We start from the raw sequence: 17,015 nt of genomic DNA on the forward strand, positions 1-17,015 counted from the left end.
AAAAAAACCTCTGCGGTGCCGGGCATCCACCTATTCTGACAAATGCGCGGGCGGACTCCGAACAAACCTCTTCAATTCCGTACCGACCAGGCAATGGTTGCAAACATGCACACCCCAATAAGGACTAAAGTCCCTGGCTATCGCCTTTTCCTCACGGGCACGGTGGACATCAGATCGGGGTGCTTCGAAAAAGAAGTCGAAAAACATCCAGTAATGCGACTGGCCCCCGATGATCACTCTTCACCGGAAGGTTGGACACAGTGCTAAAGGAAAATGTCATCGCCAGCGTGCAGGGGTCCCGCGTCCACCCGGCCGACGTGCGCCGCCAGGTGGGCGCCGCACTCTCGACCTGCGCCACCCCGGTCCCCGAGACGCGCATCCAGGATGCCCAGCTGGTCGCCACGGAACTGGTCACCAACGCTCTGTTGCACGCCGGCGGTCTGGACGAGTTCCAGCTCGATGTGAGCGAACGGCACATACATCTGACGGCCGTGGACTCCAGCACGGAACTGCCCACACGGCAGCGGTCGCTCGCGAGCTTCGACGCCGCGGTGAGCGGTGGTTTCGGCTGGCCGCTGATCTGCCACCTCGCCGAGGACACGGAGATCCGTCTCAGCGGTGCGGGGAAGGCGATCAGCGTCCGTCTCCCGCTCTGACCCGGGCGGCCCAGCTATCCACCGGCCGGGCGGCCCGTGGTCGGGGCGTCGGCTCAGCGCTCGCGCGCCTGGAGCCGGGCCGCGAGCGCCGCCGCCTGGGCCCGCCGCTGCAGGCCCAGCTTGTAGAGCAGCCTGGACACGTGATTCTTGGTCGCCGTTTCGGTGAGGTTCAACCGCTGGCTGATGGCCCGGTTGGTCATCCCCTCACTGATCATGGCGAGGATCCTGCGTTGCAGGTCCGTGAGTTCGCCCAGCGGGTCGGCCTGCTTCTCACGACGTGCGCGGCGCACGCGCTCCATGACGACCGGATCGAACAAGGTTCTGCCGCGGGCCAGGAGCCGTATCGCGGAGACCAACTCGCCACCGGGGATGGACTTGAGGGCGTAACCCGAGGCGCCTGCCTCGACGGAGGCGACGAAGGCCTCGTCGTCGTCGAAGGACGTCAGCATCAGGCACGAGACGCCGTCGCCCTCGGCCCGTATCCGCCGGCAGACCTCCACCCCGCTTCCGTCGGGGAGACGCACGTCGAGCACGGCCACGTCCGGCCGCGCGCTCGGCACTTCGAGCAACGCCTCCGCGACCGTTCCCGCTTCGCCTACCACCTCGAGGTCATCCGCCAGTGAGAGCAGTCCGCGGAGTCCTTGCCGCACCACCTCGTGGTCGTCGACGATGAAGACACCTATCTTCGCGGGTTCCGTCACGGCGTCAGCTTCACACGGGGGGCCTCCACCGATAGTTCACTCACCTCACCTCGTGTTTGACGCGCCGTCAGACCGCGTCCTCCTCCTCGAAGTCCTCCAGGTACGCGCTGAGCGCGATGGCGAGTTGGGTCCGGTTGCTGAATCCGAGCTTGCGCAAGGAGCGGGACACGTATGCCTTCACCGTTCCCTCCGCCACCCCCAGTTTCCCGGCGATCTCCGCGTTGGTGGCGCCTCGCGCCACCGCCCCCGCGGTGAGGCGCTCGTTCGGTGAGAGCGTATCGATCCGTTTGCGCAAGGGCTGCTCCTCCCGCGTCACCGTCTGCGCCAGACGGTTCATCAGGAGGGTGACCAGCGCCGGCGAGACCACGTTCCCCTTTTCGTGCACGCGTCGGACCGAGTACACGAGATCGGAGAGACTCGACGCCTTCAGCAGAAACCCGTCTGCGCCGGCTTCCCATGCCCGCGCCAGGTCCTCTTCCGCCCCGAACGTGGTCAGCACCACGACTCTCGGCCGGGGGGTCTCGTGGCGCAGCCGGGCCAGCACGCCGAATCCGTCGAGTTCCGGCATGTCGAGGTCGAGCAGGAGAACGTCGGGGCGCAGGTCCTGCACGCCCCTGAGTGCCTCCCTGCCGTTCCCGGCAACCCCTACGACCTCGATGTCGTCGGTTCTCTCCAGGAGAATCCGAATGCCTTCGAGAACGATGCCCTCGTCGTCTGCCAGAATTACCCGAATCATCAGCCTGCCCGCCCAGGTGAAGCGCGAATCGACGGAGCACAACGTGCGTCGCGGCCACGGGCTCCGTGGCCGCGACGCGCACCCCACTGGTCGGCGAGGCGCGACGGGCCGGGTCCCCGCACTCTCGCCTACGACGACGCCGCCGCGACGGCGTCGTCGACCTCGTCCCTGAACTTCCGCGGACTCACGGCCTCGCCGTCGTCGCCCACGACCGTGAGGCTGCGGCCGTGGACGGTCACGGTCGGGGTGCCCTGCACACCGCTCCTGGTGAAGGCGTCGGCCACCTTCGCGGCCCAGGGGAGGTACGTGCCCTCGGTGACCGCCTTGTCGAAAGCGGAGGTGCGCAGTCCCGGCACCTGGTCCGCGAGCTTGCGGAGCGTGGCGGTGTTCCCGAAGTCGTCGGCGGACTCCTCCGGCTGATGCGCGAAGAGCACGTCGTGGTACGCCTTGAATTTCTTCGGGCTCTCGTCCAGCGCGGCGCCAAGCGCCGCCAGCGACGTCTTCGACCCCTGGCCACCGAGGCTGCCGTCAAGAAAGGCCGCCATGTGGAAGGTTATTTTTACTTTTCCGGAGTCTGCCATCGACTGAAGCTCAGGACCCAGCTTCTTCTCGAATTTCGCGCAGAAAGGACACCGCATGTCCTCATACACATCCACATTCGTCACGGCGTCCCGCGCGCCGTAGACGATGGTGCTGCCGTCGCCGGAGGTGTGGGCGGGGACGACCGGCCCCGCGTCCTGGTCGGACGGGGCGTGATCATGGGCGAGACCGGCACCGACACCGACGCCGATCCCGGCGGCCAGCACTACCGCCACGCCGACCCCTGCCACGGCGAACCACCTTCTGCGGGTGCGCCGGGTGCCGGCCTGCCGCTCGTCGCGCGAGCCCGTGGTCCTGTTCTTACTCACCTATACCTGTCCTGAATGTCGTGGTGACGTGTGCCATGATGCCGGCCGGCTCGCCCCGATCGTGCTCCCGGCCCAGCACCCTGCGCGCGCAGCCGCCAGCCACTGGGACCTTGGAAGCACGCCCTAGCTGACGCGTCCGTACATGTTCGGGTCGTACCAGCTGAAGGAGGACACGCGCACCTTCGCACCGGTGTGCGGGGCCTCCAGGTACTGGTCGTTGCCCAGGTAGATGGCCACGTGGTGGATGCCGGAGGCCCGACCGTTGTTGCTCCAGAAGACGAGGTCGCCCCGGCGCAGCTGATCGCGCCGGATCGGCTGCGAGGCACGGTACTGCGCGTCGGCGACGCGTGGCAGGCTGATGCCGGCCTGTCGGTAGGCCGCCAGTACGAGGCCTGAGCAGTCCCACGCGTGCGGGCCGTTGCCGCCCCAGACGTAGGGGTCGCCGAGGTGCGCCATGGCGTACGCGATGGCCGCCTCGGTGCCGTGCCTGCTCGGCGTGCCCGCCGCACGGCCGTCGTCCGACGTCTGTGCCTGCGACGGGCTGTCCGCGGAGCCGCCGACGTGGCGCCGGTAGACGTCCAGGTGACTGGTCCAGTACCAGTGCCCGGCCTGTTCGAACCAGTACACGCCGTCCGTCGCGTCCCAGCCCTGCTTGCCGCGGAACACGGGCTCCGCCGACCGCTGTGGGGCGTCCGCGGTCGCCGTGCCGGTGCCGCCCGTGCGCGACACGTAGACGTCGTAGTGAGAGGTCCATCGCCACCAGCCACTGGAGTTCCGGAACCAGTACTTGGCGCCGTCCCATCCCGCGTGGCTCGGTGCGGGTTCGGCCGATGCCGTGCCGGACGCCGCTCCAACGAGGACGGCCGCACCCGCGGCGGCCACCAGTGCACCGCGTACCCGTCGGGAGCGAGCCCGGTGCCGGGTCGTGCGGGCCAAGGCGAGGCACGGTCCACACGTGCAGCCCTCGGGCGCGTCCTCGGTGAACTGGGGTATCTGCACTTTCGGTCTCTCCTTCACTGAGTGTCGGTGGCGCTTCCCCGCGCCGTGTAGAAGGCCACGGTCAGGTCCTTCACGAGTGCTTTGCGTTCGTAGTCGTCGAGTTCGACGAGCCCGCGCTCGGTGATGCGGTGCACGGTGTCGTCGACGGCGTCGAGCACCGTCGTGAGGACGTGATCGCGGTGTTCGGCGTCCAGGGCGGCGATGCGGCGGCGCTGCATCACGGCCGCCACCTCGGGCGCGTACTCGAGCCAGGTGAGCTGTGCGGAGAAGACCTCGATGCCCACAGCCCGGCACTGGGCCGCCAGCCCCCGGGTCAACACCTCGCTGACCGCCCCAGCGTCGCGCAGGGTCGGTCCTGACTCCGCGGGGGCGAACTGGTCAGCCGGCCAGCCGGACACCACCCGCGCGGTCACCGCCGCCACCTGTTCACGCAAGTAGGCGGCGTGGTCGTCCACGCTGAACATCGCCCGGGCCGCGTCCCTGACCTGCCAGATCACGAGCACCACCACCCGCAGCGGCATGCCCTGCGCGTCCGCGGCCGGCATCGGTTCGCTGCGCCAGTGCCGTAGCCGTACGTCCACCCGCCGACGCAGCACCGCAGGGTAGACCCACAGCAACCCCGTGCGCCGCACGGTCCCCCGGTACCGCCCGAACAACGACAGGTTCCAGGCCGTGCCGTGACGCCCGCGGCCCAGACCCCCGAGCGCGACCAGGGCGACGACGGCACATCCGACGAGGGCCGGCCACCGCCACGTCGCGGTCACGTACCGGGGTGAGTCAGCCAGGCGGAACGTGTCGAACGCCCAGGAGGGCAGCACCCCGCCGGCCCAGGCGACCCATCCCGCGCCGCAGACCGCGAGCAGGGCGATCAACACACCCCACCACCCGGAGCACGCCTTCGCGCGCCGCTCGGTCAACCGCGGGTCGGGGAGCGGGGCCGTCATGCCGGGCTGCCTGCTCTGCCCGCCCGTGGCCGGAACGTCGTCCCCCGGTTTCGGTGACGGGGTCTTCACCACATCCCCCTTGAAGAGTGCGTCCATGCGGATCGAGGTGTCGCGGCTGCGGACGGCGAGCGCCCCGGCCGGTCCGTGGTCCATACGCACCCCGGGCGAGCGGACAGGCTCCTGCTGCCGCTCCGGTGCTTCCTTCACCGCTGCACACCTGCCCGCCATCGCGCCACATGTGCTTCTCCGTCAGGCGTGTAGGTCGACCTCCGCGAAGGCCGTCGGTCGGTGATCGGCGGCGTGTCCATCGTGCGCCGGTCACGCCGAACCCCCCCGTCGGCATAGGTCCCAACCTCGAGGACCTTCGGCACGTCGGTGCGGGCCGGGCCGGGCACGGACGCGTCGCCGAGCCGAAACACGTATGTCATCGGCTGCCGCCGCGTGCTCGGAAGTCGACGCCGGCCTCCGACAGCAGGGTGTGCACGAAGCCGTAGGAACGTCCTGATCCGGCCGCGATGGCGCGGACCGAGTCGCCGGCCAGGTAGGCGTCCTTGAAGTCGGCGGCCATCGCCGAGCGCATCTCGCCGCCGATGCGGGAGTGCGGAAGGACCGTTACGTCACCCATGGTGGATGCCGCCTTTCGTGAGTCGGGTACTGACGCGTCCGCGGTGCGGTCCGGGCGGGCCCGCCGCGCGATGTGGCCGTGGCGCGCCGTGGGCCTGGCCGTGGACGCTTGCGCGGCGCCACGCCTGCCGGGTGGAGGCATCAGGCGGTCAGCCGGGTGCCCAGGGGCATGGGACGGTGCGCGACCCTGAGCCGGCGGCTCATGTCGATGTGTCCGATCAGACCCTCGTCCTTCAGGATCTTCAGCGCGCGGTCCACGGTGTCCAGACTCACGTGGTACTGCCCTGCCAAGGTGTGCCGTGTGGGCACCACATCCCGCCATTCCCCGCGCAGCACCCGGCTTCTGAGGTGGGAGGTGACGAACTGCCATTTGGCGGCCCCGGGCACGGGCACCATGACCTCCGCCGAGGCCGCGGGCCGCCGCAGCCGGGTGTGGATGGCACGCTGCACGAAGCGCGCGGTGGTGGCATCCACCGCGTACCGTCTGGATATCTCGGTGACCTCGGGGACTCGCGCCGTCCTCGTGGTCCGCAGGAACTGTTCCGCGATCCTCTGGTATCGCATGCGGCCACAGACCTTCGGCCCCATCACCGCGCCGGCCGTCCGGTCGGCGCGCGTCGCCCGCAGGGCCTGACGGGCTGGCAGGTCGGTGTGACTGACCACCTTCGCCTCACACTTGTCGTTGCACCGCACGTGCCTGGGGGTGCTGCGCACACCACCCCTCCCACGCCGATGCCACCATGTCGAACACACTGTGCTGCGCCTTCCAGCCGAGGTCCCGCTGGATGGGCCGGGCGTCGGCCACTACCTTGACGGGGTCCCCGGGGCGCCGGTCCGCGACGACCGGCGGTATGGAGAGACCGGACACTTCGCAGATCATCGAGATGAGCGCGCGCACCGAGACGCCCTCGCCCCGCCCCACGTTGTACGTGCGGAGCACTGCGTCGTCGTGGGCCCGCAGATGGCGGGCGGCGGCGAGGTGGGCCGACGCGATGTCGGCCACGTGGATGAAGTCGCGGATACAGGTGCCGTCCGGCGTGTCGTAGTCACCGCCGAAGATGACCGGGGCCCGGCCGTGGGTCAGCTTCTCAAAGACCATCGGCACCAGGTTCAGGACGCGCTTGTCGGCCATGGCGGGGGTGACGGCCCCTGCGACGTTGAAGTAGCGCAGATTGACGACGCTCATGTCGAAGGCCGTGTGGGCGGCCTCGCCGAGCCATTCGCCGATGAGCTTGCTCTGTCCGTAGGGGCTCATCGGGTGACAGGGCAGGTCCTCGGTCACCAGGTCGACGTCGGGCGCTCCGTAGACCGAGGCGCTGGACGAGTAGATGAGATTGCGAACTCCGGCCTGCCGCATCGCCGCGAGGAGGACTCGGAATCCCTCGACATTCTGCTGGTAGTAATCCAGGGGACGGGTGAACGACTCCCCTACCTGGGTCCTGGCCACCATGTTGATGACACCTTCGACCTCGTACTCCTGGAATACCTTCCGGAGCGCCTCTCCGTTCAGAATGGATTCCTGGACGAACGGAACGCCTTCGGGCACGTTGTCCCGGGATCCCGTGGACAGGTCGTCGACCACGATGACACCTTCACCGGCATCGTGCATGGACTTGACAACGTGCCCGCCGATATAGCCGGCTCCGCCTGCTATGAGCCATACCTTCATCCTGCCATACCCTTCAATTCTTCCATATTGCATTCGATTCTTCCATATCGCAAGCATAGAGAGACTCGCATATTCGCAGGGCTCGACCTCAGGGCACAAGGTCCCATGTTTTCAGGACCGCGGATCCACTTCGGCCGACGCCGCGTCTTCCTTAGTTCCTCCGAAAAGTCTCCGAAAGTTGACCGGCGGTACGGTGGTCGGCTCGGGAAAGGCGTTAGCCTTGCATATTGTTCGTGGAATTGTTGAATGCAGAGAGAGGCTTTTTCGATGCTCAGTGAGCAGTCCGCCGCAGTCGTGCGCGCCACGCTTCCCGCCGTCGGCGCGGCCATCGAGGACATCACGGGGCGCTTCTACGAGCGCATGTTCGCCGCCCACCCGGAGCTGCTGCGTGACCTGTTCAACCGCGGCAACCAGGCCGCCGGCGTGCAGCGCCAGGCCCTCGCCGGTTCCATCGCGACGTTCGCCACGTACCTGGTGGACCGCCCCGACGAGCGGCCCGACGTGATGCTGCACCGCATCGCGCACAAGCACGCTTCCGTGGGCATCAGGCCCGACCAGTACCCGATCGTGCACGAGCACCTCTTGGCTGCCATCGCCGAGATCCTCGGCGACGCGGTGACGCCGGAGGTCGCCCGGGCCTGGGACGAGGTGTACTGGCTGATGGCGAACGCGCTCATCGTCCTGGAGAAGCGCCTCTACGAGGAGCAGGGCGTCGTCGACGCGGACGTGTGGCGGGAGTGGGAGGTCGTCACCCGTACCGAGGCCACACCGGAGGTCGCCGCCTTCGTGCTCCGGCCCGCCGACGGACGGCCCGCGCCGGCGTTCAGGCCCGGGCAGTACGTCTCCGTTCAGGTCGAACTCCCGGACGGAGCACGGCAGATACGTCAGTACAGCCTCACCGGCGCCCCCGGTGCCGACACCCGTTCGATCGCGGTGAAGCGGGTGACCGGGAGCCCCGACGGCGAGGTCTCCTCGCAGCTGCACGCGCACGTCCGTGAGGGAGCCCGGCTGCGGGTGTCGGCCCCGTACGGGGATCTGGTCCTGCCCCCGGGCGAGGCACCCCTGCTGCTCGCCTCCGCGGGCATCGGCTGCACCCCGATGCTGGCCATGCTGGAGCAGCTCGTCGCCACCGCTCACGCGGGGCCCGTTACGGTCGTGCACGGCGACCGTTCACCCGCGTCGCACGCACTCCGCACCGACCACGAGGCGCTGACCCGCAAGCTGTCCGATGCGAGCGCCCACTTCTGGTACGAGGATCTCGCCGACGGACCGGCGAGCGAGGCGTACCGGGGCGGCCGGGTGGATCTGGTGGACGTACCGGTCGCGCCCGGTACCCGCGCCTTCCTGTGCGGTCCGCTCCCCTTCATGCGCGCGGTGCGCGCGCAGCTGCTCGAACGGGGTGTCGCGGCCGCCGACATCCACTACGAGGTCTTCGGGCCGGATCTCTGGCTCGCCGCGGCCTGACCACGAGCAGGACACAGGAGTACGGCGCTCCCGGGGACGCAATCCGGGGCTCCGGCGGGCATCGGGCGCCCACGCGGCACGTCTGTCATGCCGCGTGGGCGCGCCGCGTCGTGGGCGGTCTCAGAGAGGCCGAGCCTGGCGCCGCTCAGAGGTCGTTTCATCCCGTTGTTTGATCCCTGGATACGGCTTTGATGTGGTGATGTCGGGTCGTGCCAGGAGATGGTGCTTTCGCCGGTGAGGCGGCGGGACATGAGGTCGGTCATGGCGATGTGGATCATGGCTTCGGAGCGATGTGGGTGAGTCTCGTAGTCGCGCGCCAGGCGGCGGTGGAGCATCAGCCAGCCGTAGGTCCACTCCACCGTCCACCGCTTCGGGATCGGGGTGAACCCCTTGGTCCCGGGGTTGCGTTGGACGATTTCGAGGCCGATGCCGAGGGTGGCGGCGTGCTCGACGAAGTGCTTGCGGTAGCCCCCGTCGACCCATATCTTGCGCAGGCCGGGGTGGTCGGCGGCGGCGTGTTCCAACAGGGGTGCGGCCTGCGGCGGAATCCTGGACGCCGGCCGCGGTGACCAGCACGGCCAGCAGCAGGCCGAGGGTGTCGGTGATGATGCTGCGCTTGCGGCCCACGATCTTCCTGCCCGCGTCGATGCCCTGGCTGGTGGCGGGGACGCTGGTGGAGGTCTTCACGCTCTGCGCGTCGATTACGCAGGCCGACGGGTGTTTGCCGCGCCCTTCCTGCTGGCGTACCAACTCCCTCAGCAGCCCGTTGAGCTGGGCGAAGACGCCGTCCTTCTGCCAGTGGGCGAAGTAGCCGTAGACCGACTGCCAGGGCGGGAAATCGTGCGGGAGATGGGCCCACTGACAGCCGGTGCGGTCCACATACAGGATCGCATTCATGATCTCGCGCAGGTCATGCCGGGGTGGGCGTCCGAAGTCCAGGGCCCGACCGCGTCGCTCGAAGCGCCAGTGGACAGCCCGGCTCGATCAACTCCCAGCGGACATCGGACAGATCACTTGGATACGCACGCCGTTCCGTCATGTCCTGGAAGTACCGCGGTCCAGGGGCGTGCGCCCAGGCGTGCGTCCGGCCTCGCGGAAGCACAGGGCACACAGGGATGCCGTGGGATGAGACAGGCGCAAGACGACTCGCACCCCATACATCACACCACTCGGCCCAGAGAGCACGGTGAGCCCGAGCATCACATCTGTACCACCGCAACACACGGACAAAAACTGGTCATAACAGCACACTCAAGATTAAAACGACCTCTCAGAGTCCGTTCTTGACCGAGCGCGGCACGGCGGTGTCCGTACGCAGCGCCTTCCACAGGATGTTCGCCTGGGAGTCGAGAGCGACCACGCGGTTGGGGTCCCGCACGTCCAGCTTCACGGGGAGGGTGCGCAGGTCCATCGTGGAGGGGTTCAGCGCGTCCAGTCCCCGGGCGAAGGAGGTCAGGGAGAGCAGCGACGCCAGGTGGTCGTCGGTGGTGAGCGCCTTGGTGGCGGCGTCGGCCACCTTGTACAGCTTGGCGGGGTTCGTCAGGGTGCCCTCGGTCTGGATCTTGTGCAGCGCCGCGAGGATGAACTTCTGCTGGAGCTCGATGCGGCCCAGGTCGCTTCCATCGCCGATCCCGTGCCGGGTCCTGACAAACGCGAGTGCCGTGTCGCCCTTTAGGTTGTGGGTGCCGGCCGCGAGGTGCAGCCCGCTGCCCGAGTCGTCGATCCGCCGGTCCGTGGTCACGGTGACGCCGCCGAGCACGTCCACGAGCCTCTTGAAACCGGCGAAGTCGACTTCGAGGTAGTGGTCCATGCGGATGCCCGACATCGACTCCACCGTCTTGACGACGCAGGCCGGGCCGCCGCGCTGGTAGATGGAGTTGAACATGACGCGGGTCGCCGCCGGCAGGGTGCCGCACGACGGGCGTGTGACCAGGGTGTCGCGCGGGATGCTGACCGCCGTGGCCCGTTGGTGGTGGTCGGCGGGCACGTGGACCACGATCGCGGTGTCCGCCCGGGCCGTTCCGCTGGTGTCTCCGCCCGCCAGGTCGCCGTTCTTGCCGCTGCGCGAGTCCGACCCGAGCATGACGAAGTTCTGGTCGCCCGTGACCATGTCCTTCGGGCGGTCGGTGCCGAGTGCCCCGTCGATGTCGACGCCGTGCAGATTTCCGTTCAGATGGTGGTAGGCCCAGAGGCCGGAACCCGTGACGACGAGAACGAGGCCCACCACGACGGCCAGCAGGGTGCGCCGAATTCGCTGCCCTCTTGTTGTCTTCGTGCCCATGAGAGGTCGACTCCTTCGGCGCGCGGCCGGGTTCGATGAGAGAGGCGTGTACACACGAGCGTGGAGGCCGATGGGGCATCGGCCTCCACGTCGGCTACGCGTCAGCCGTGGTTGTGTGTCACGCGTAGGGGTACTGCGTCACCGCCGCGCGATGTTACTTCGAGCTGTTGTCCACCTTGAGCTGGACGACGGTCGGAGCGGCGAACGCGCCGCTGTTGAGCCGTCCGGTGGAGCGCCAGACCTTCACCTCGTGGTAGTTGCCGTCGATCGCGAGGAGGTCGTCCTTGCCATCGCCGTCGTAGTCACCCGAAGTGGTCTGCGAGAAGTTGTTCCACCCGGTGAGATGGCGCGGCTTCTCGAAGGGGTTGCCGGTCTGGTCGCCGTTGGAGTGCCACAGCTTCAGCTCGCCGCTGCCGTTGCGGGCGATGAGGTCGGCCTTGCCGTCACCGTCGATGTCGCCACCGGTGGTCTCGGCGTAGTTCTGCCAGCCGCCGGTCAGCTTCTTCGGCTTGGCGAACGGGTTGCCGGTGGAGGAGGTGCCGCGCCACAGCCTGAGCGTGCCCCGCTCGGATCCGGCCGTCTCCATGGCCACGAGGTCGGTGACTCCGTCGTTGTCGAAGTCGCCCGCGGTGGTCTGCTCGAGGCTGCTCCAGCCGCCGGTCATCTGGTCCGGCGCGGCGAAGGTGCCGTTGCCGTGACCGCGCCACAGCATCAGCTTGCCGGCGGACTCGGCGACGAGGTCGGTGTTGCCGTCCCCGTCGAAGTCACCCGCGACGGTCTGGTCGTAGGACCACTTGTCGAAGGTGCGGACGCCCTTCTGGAAGGTGGCGTCGCCGTTGCCCTTGAACAGGTAGACCTTGCCGGTGGTGTCGTCCTTGCCGAGGATGTCGGCGTGGCCGTCGTGGGTGAAGTCCGCCATGACGAGCTGGGAGACGTCATCGGCCGAGAGGTCGGTGTCCGACGAGGCCTTCTTGTGCAGGGTGACGGTGACGTTCCCGGTGTAGGTCTTGCCGTCCTTGCCCGTCACCGTGTAGGTGAAGGAGTCGGTGCCGTCGATGTCTTCGGTCTGCGTGTACAGGACCTTGCCGTTGCTGATCGTGGCGGTGCCGTGGGACGGCGTCGACACCTTGTCGAGCGAGGTGACGTTCTCGTCGTTCTTCAGGACGTCGATCGACGTGGCGCCGTCGCCGTAGGTGGCGCTGGCCGAGTCGTCGACGACCTTCGTGGGGTCCTGCTCCTCCGGCTCCACCGCGAGGTGGATGGTCTCCCAGTGGCCGTTCGGGCTCAGGCCGGCGTTGGCGCCGATACTGATCGGTGCGCCGGTGCCGACGCCATAGTCCTCGAGCATCTTCGCGGTGGGCACGACCGTGAAACGACCAAACCTCGAGACCTGCTCGTCCAGATTGTAGCCGCCGTACACCAGGGCAGCGGGGCTGTGCCACTTGCCGACGTACTGGTGCTCGCCCGCGAACCAGCCCTTCTCGAAGCCCGACCACGTCACGTTTCCCAGCGCGCCGGGGACCGGGATGGTCTCCTTCAGGTTCTTCGCCGTGGCCAGGATCTTCAGGTCGCCGTTGTCGACCAGCTTGTTGAAGTCCCAGTAGCCGAGAGCCGTGTCCAGCGGCTCAACACCGGGAACGGCCGCGGTGACGTGGGCTTTTGCGCTGATCCACAGCGTGGTGGGCTTGCCGACCGTGAACTTGCACCCCTGGTCCGACCACAGACCGGCACTGCCGATGTTGCCGAAGACGGTGGCGTCAGTGGATTCGCCACACTTGGTCAGGTTCTTGGGGGGGGTACCCAGGTCGTCGAAGACGCCGTTGGTGTAGGGGCCACCGGTCGCCTCATTGCCCGAGTTCGAGAAGGTCGTCGTGCGCACCTGGCCGGACCCCTTGTTCCCCGCGGCACCGGAGCCCGCGGCGAGTGCGGGCTGCGCGCCGATCGCCAGGGCGGTCGTCCCAACCAGAACCGCCGTGGATATTCCGATCGCCTTACGGGCCTTGCCCGCTCGCACCCACTGCATTGTGCTTCGACTCATCGAACACTTCCTCCCTGGTCAAGCGCCATTATGACAACCAGATGAAACGTACAGGGAGTGGCGGCAACGAAAGATTACAAGCTCGGGACCCGGCCACCGATCGGCCTTGTCGGGTACCGGCAGCGCACCTTTCCCATAGGTCGCGGGCGAGATCCCGGTCAACCTTCACAGGCCGTCGGTCACCATTTGGAATGCCCGCGTCACCATTTAGTCACCTAAAGGAGGTAGCGCTGACCTTAACGTGAAGCGAGCGGCTCCGTCGCAATTGATCATGCGTTTGGGGGCCGGGCGCTTCCGTAGCGAGACGGGCACGGGCGGCGTACTTCTGCGAGTGAGATCCTTAAGGCGGACTGGTGAAGAGAACAGAATCTTCGGCGAAGAATGTCGCTGTCGTTTTGGCCGGGGGAACCGGGCAGCGTATCGGCCTGAATGTGCCCAAGCAGCTCATCAAGGTCGCCGGTAAGTCCATTCTCGAGCACACGCTGGACGTGTTCGAGGAATCCGCCGTCATCGACGAGATTATCGTCGTCATGCACAAGGACTTCATCGCCGAGGTCCGTGCCATAGTCGAGCGCGCCGGCCTCGCCAAGGTGAGCGTGGTCCTGCCCGGCGGCGCGACCCGCAACGAGACGAGTCTGCGCGCCATCGAGTTCCTGCGCGAGTCACTGCCTGTGGGGCACGACGTGAAGGTGCTGATCCATGACGCCGTGCGTCCACTGGTGTCGACCCAGGTGATCGCGGAGTGCGTGGCGGCGCTGGACACGCACGAGGCGGTGGACGTCGCCATCCCGACGGCGGACACGATGATCGTGACCCGGGACGAGGGCGAGCGCGGCGTCTTCATCAATGACGTGCCGGACCGCGCCGTACTCCAGCGCGGGCAGACGCCCCAGGCATTCTGGCTGTCGACAATCTGGCGCGCCTACGGCCGGGCGCTCCAGGACCCGGCGTTCCAGGCCACCGACGACTGCGGTGTGGTGCTGCGCTACCTGCCGGAGGTGCCCATCGTGGTGGTCCGCGGTGAGGAGCACAACATGAAGGTGACGCAGCCCATCGACCTCGTCCTCGCCGACAGACTCTTCCAACTGCAGTCGAGCACCGCACCGTTGCCGCTGTCCGAACACCGCTACCGGGAACAGCTGGCGGGCACGGTCACGGTCGTCTTCGGCGCCAGTTACGGCATCGGTGCCGACATCGGTGACTTCGTCGAGGGCCATGGCGGGCGGGTCTTCCGGTTCAGCCGGTCGCTGACCGGCACACATGTGGAGAACCCAGACGACGTGGCGGCCGCCCTGGCCGTCGCGTACCGGGAGGCCGGACGTATTGACCACGTGGTCAACACCGCGGGGGTGCTGCGCACGGGCGAGCTGGTGGCGACGTCGCCCGAGGCGATCGAGCAGGCGACGGCCGTCAACTACCTGGCGCCGGTGCACATCGCGCGGGCCGCCTTCCCGTATCTCGCCGAGAGCGGTGGCCAGTTGCTGCTGTACACCTCCAGCAGCTACACGCGCGGGCGGCGCGGCTACAGCCTCTATTCGTCCGCCAAGGCCGCCACCGTCAATCTGACGCAGGCGCTGGCCGAGGAGTGGGCTCCGCATTCCGTGCGGATCAACTGTGTCAACCCCGAGCGCACCCGTACCCCGATGCGCGCCAGGGCCTTCGGGGACGAACCGGTGGAGACGCTCCTGGCCTCGGAGGCGGTGGCACAGGCGTCGGTCGACGTCCTGCTGTCGGCCATGACGGGTCATGTCGTCGACGTGCGGCGCCAGGACCCGGTCGCGTCCGCGGTGCCCGAGCTCTCCTCCCCGGCGCTGGGGCGCTCGGAGCTGCCAGAGAGGCAGTCGGCATGACCCAGGAGGTGAGCGCCGCCCCGCCGGTGCAGAAGACCGGGGCCGGGGGCGCGGGAGGCGCGCACCGGGGCTTGCGGGCGATCCGGGCCGCGCTCCTCACGCGTGCCCGACGGCTGTCCCGGGCGGATCTGGTGGCAGTCGGCCTGTTGTTGTCGAGTTTCCCCCTGCTCGTGCTCAGCGCCCTGGTGCCGAGTGCGCCGGTATTCTGCGCCGTCATGCTGGTCGGCTACGGCGCGGACGGTGAACTGCACCGCCGGCGCAGCCCCGTGCTGGCGTGGCTGCGCCAGCTCCGGTTCGGCGTCTCCCTGCGCGCCGCGGCGCGTCAGCTCCTGACGGTGCTGCTGCTGGCCCGCGCGGGGTGGGGCGGCACGGGGCTGTGCGCGGCGGGGATCGTGACGTTCCTGCTGACCACCGCGGCACAGGTGCCGCTGGCGATGCTGGCCCGCCGGGTGCGACTGCGTCGCAAACTTCCCCTTGCCGTGCGCAACATCCCGCTCGCCGTTCGGATACCGGACGCTCCGCCCGCGTACGTGCGCGGCCGGGCCGCCGAGAAGTCGCTCGTCGTCGAGGCCCTGGGGGTGCTGGGGCTCGTCGCCGCGGCCGCCGGCGCCGAGGGGGCGGGCTGGACGGGTCTCGGTCTGTCCCTGGCGGCGACCGCCGCGTGGGGCGGGCTGCTGGTTTCCTGCTCGGGCGGACGGTACCGGGTCCCGTCCACGCCGGAGGCACTGGGGGCCACCGATGACTGGCTCCGGTCGTACGCGCCGGGCGTCGTCCTGTACTTCTCCGGGTCCAAGGAGTCGGCGTACCAGATCAACATGTGGCTGCGCACGCTGGAGGCCCTGGACGAGCGCCCCCTGGTGCTGCTGCGGGAACGGGCCGTGCTGAACCGACTAGCCCCCACTATCCTGCCAGTCCTCTGCGTCCCCGCGGCCACACATGTGATGAACCTGGACTTCTCCACGGTCCGTGTCGCGCTGTACGCCGCGAACACGGGCAAGAACATCCACTTCCTGCGTGTTCCCACCGCCCGGCACGTGTTCATCGGCCACGGTGACAGCGACAAGGTGGCGAGCGTCAACCCGTACACGAAGGTCTACGACGAGGTCTGGGTGGCGGGCCGGGCGGGCCGGGAGCGCTACCGGCGGGCGGACGTCGGTGTGCGCGACAGCGCGATCCACGAGGTCGGACGACCTCAACTTGCCACCCTCGACAGGACGTCCGCGACCGGCCGGGACATGCCCTCGGTGCTGTACGCCCCCACCTGGGAGGGGTGGGACGATCACCCGCAGAACACGTCGCTCATCGTGTCGGGCGAGGCCATCGTGCGGAAGCTGCTGACGAGCCCGGTGCCGGTCCGCGTCCTGTACCGGCCGCACCCCTTCACCGGGACCCGCGCCCCCGAGGCGCGCGCCGCGCACACCCGCATCGTCGCCATGATCGAGGAGGCGGCCGCGGCGCGCGCGAAGGACCGAGGAGCGACCGGCGACCATATGGCCCGTCTGGGCCGCGCATCGGCGGTGCGGGCACTCGACCGGCAGGTGGCGGCCGCCAAGGCGCCGCGCACCGGGGACGACGCCGAGCAGTCCCGGAACGCGGCCGATCTGCACCGGTCGGTGGAACGCCTGCGAAGACTCGAAGCGGCCCGGTCGGCCGCGTACTGGCAGTGCGAGGAGCCGTGGCAGCACCGGGTCATCCTGGAGGATGGCCCGGCCCTGTACGAGTGCTTCGACCAGGCGGACGCACTCGTCGCCGACATCTCCAGTGTGGTCTCCGACTTCCTGGCCACTGAGAAGCCCTACGCGGTGACCGACTGCGCGGAATCCGGCGCCGAGGAGTTCCGCGTTCGCTATCCGACCACCGGCGCCGCCACAATCCTTTCGCCGCGGGCCGACGGGCTGACGGAGTTTCTGACCCGCCTCGCGGAAGATCCCGGAGTCGGCGCGGAGCACCGGTCGCTCAGCCACTACCTCCTGGGCGACTGCGCGGACGCGCCCCGAAGGTTCGCCGCGGCGGTCGCACGGGCGGCCGCCGCGGCGGAGAAGCGCGATGTTCTGCACGGCGCGCAGGACCGTGCGCAGACCTGAAACGGCGGGACAACAGAGCGGGCCACGCCGTGGGCGCGCCGTCGCCCACGTTTCGGGCCCG

At 68.6% G+C, this 17,015-nt stretch carries 14 protein-coding genes and 1 pseudogene; 4 read left to right on the forward strand and 11 right to left on the reverse strand.

The features are described from left to right. The first annotated feature begins 287 nt into the window (after positions 1–287). Positions 288–656, forward strand: a complete 369-nt coding sequence (locus tag KKZ08_RS12290) for an ATP-binding protein (protein ID WP_223774484.1) — start codon at positions 288–290, stop codon at positions 654–656. A gap of 53 nt (positions 657–709) precedes the next feature. On the opposite strand, the gene KKZ08_RS12295 is transcribed toward KKZ08_RS12290, so the two are convergent. The 8 genes from KKZ08_RS12295 to galE all read right to left on the reverse strand — a co-directional run bounded on the left by KKZ08_RS12295 (position 710) and on the right by galE (position 7,237). Further along, complete coding sequence (locus tag KKZ08_RS12295; protein WP_223774485.1) at positions 710–1,357, reverse strand: response regulator transcription factor; 648 nt, start codon at positions 1,355–1,357, stop codon at positions 710–712. A 67-nt stretch (positions 1,358–1,424) separates the two neighbouring features. After that, the gene (locus tag KKZ08_RS12300; RefSeq protein ID WP_223779023.1) at positions 1,425–2,093 is read right to left on the reverse strand and encodes a response regulator transcription factor; all 669 of its coding nucleotides are present in this window, start codon (positions 2,091–2,093) and stop codon (positions 1,425–1,427) included. 128 nt (positions 2,094–2,221) lie between these two features. Beyond that, entirely contained in the window at positions 2,222–3,001 is a 780-nt protein-coding gene (locus KKZ08_RS12305) for a thioredoxin domain-containing protein (RefSeq protein WP_223774486.1), read from the reverse strand. A gap of 123 nt (positions 3,002–3,124) precedes the next feature. Then, entirely contained in the window at positions 3,125–4,000 is an 876-nt protein-coding gene (locus KKZ08_RS12310; RefSeq protein ID WP_223774487.1) for a C40 family peptidase, read from the reverse strand. Positions 4,001–4,014: 14 nt separating this feature from the next. Next, positions 4,015–5,151: an SPFH domain-containing protein gene (locus KKZ08_RS12315; RefSeq protein WP_223774488.1), complete on the reverse strand. Its 1,137-nt coding sequence runs from the start codon at positions 5,149–5,151 to the stop codon at positions 4,015–4,017. A 217-nt stretch (positions 5,152–5,368) separates the two neighbouring features. Then, positions 5,369–5,569, reverse strand: a complete 201-nt coding sequence (locus tag KKZ08_RS12320) for a helix-turn-helix domain-containing protein (RefSeq protein ID WP_223774489.1) — start codon at positions 5,567–5,569, stop codon at positions 5,369–5,371. A gap of 140 nt (positions 5,570–5,709) precedes the next feature. Further along, positions 5,710–6,132 (reverse strand): GntR family transcriptional regulator, encoded by a 423-nt coding sequence (locus KKZ08_RS12325; RefSeq protein ID WP_223774490.1) that lies wholly within the window; start codon positions 6,130–6,132, stop codon positions 5,710–5,712. Positions 6,133–6,238: 106 nt separating this feature from the next. Beyond that, entirely contained in the window at positions 6,239–7,237 is a 999-nt protein-coding gene (gene galE, locus KKZ08_RS12330; protein ID WP_223779024.1) for a UDP-glucose 4-epimerase GalE, read from the reverse strand. Positions 7,238–7,504: 267 nt separating this feature from the next. Here galE and KKZ08_RS12335 point away from each other — a divergent pair, with 267 nt between their 5' ends. After that, the gene (locus tag KKZ08_RS12335) at positions 7,505–8,701 is read left to right on the forward strand and encodes a globin domain-containing protein (RefSeq protein ID WP_223774491.1); all 1,197 of its coding nucleotides are present in this window, start codon (positions 7,505–7,507) and stop codon (positions 8,699–8,701) included. 212 nt (positions 8,702–8,913) lie between these two features. On the opposite strand, the pseudogene KKZ08_RS12340 reads toward KKZ08_RS12335, so the two are convergent. The 3 genes and pseudogenes from KKZ08_RS12340 to KKZ08_RS12350 all read right to left on the reverse strand — a co-directional run. Further along, positions 8,914–9,740, reverse strand: a pseudogene (locus tag KKZ08_RS12340) (IS5 family transposase); the annotation flags it as partial. A 231-nt stretch (positions 9,741–9,971) separates the two neighbouring features. Further along, complete coding sequence (locus KKZ08_RS12345; RefSeq protein WP_223774492.1) at positions 9,972–10,982, reverse strand: LCP family protein; 1,011 nt, start codon at positions 10,980–10,982, stop codon at positions 9,972–9,974. 154 nt (positions 10,983–11,136) lie between these two features. Then, positions 11,137–13,020: an FG-GAP-like repeat-containing protein gene (locus tag KKZ08_RS12350; RefSeq protein WP_223774493.1), complete on the reverse strand. Its 1,884-nt coding sequence runs from the start codon at positions 13,018–13,020 to the stop codon at positions 11,137–11,139. A gap of 353 nt (positions 13,021–13,373) precedes the next feature. Here KKZ08_RS12350 and KKZ08_RS12355 point away from each other — a divergent pair, with 353 nt between their 5' ends. Both KKZ08_RS12355 and KKZ08_RS12360 read left to right on the forward strand, forming a co-directional pair. Then, entirely contained in the window at positions 13,374–14,870 is a 1,497-nt protein-coding gene (locus tag KKZ08_RS12355) for a bifunctional cytidylyltransferase/SDR family oxidoreductase (RefSeq protein WP_223774494.1), read from the forward strand. After that, positions 14,867–16,954, forward strand: a complete 2,088-nt coding sequence (locus tag KKZ08_RS12360; RefSeq protein ID WP_223774495.1) for a CDP-glycerol glycerophosphotransferase family protein — start codon at positions 14,867–14,869, stop codon at positions 16,952–16,954. The genes KKZ08_RS12355 and KKZ08_RS12360 overlap by 4 nt, the downstream gene beginning before the upstream one ends. The last annotated feature ends 61 nt before the right edge of the window (positions 16,955–17,015 follow it).

It is taken from the genome of Streptomyces sp. 135 (assembly GCF_020026305.1).
Classification (GTDB): domain Bacteria; phylum Actinomycetota; class Actinomycetes; order Streptomycetales; family Streptomycetaceae; genus Streptomyces.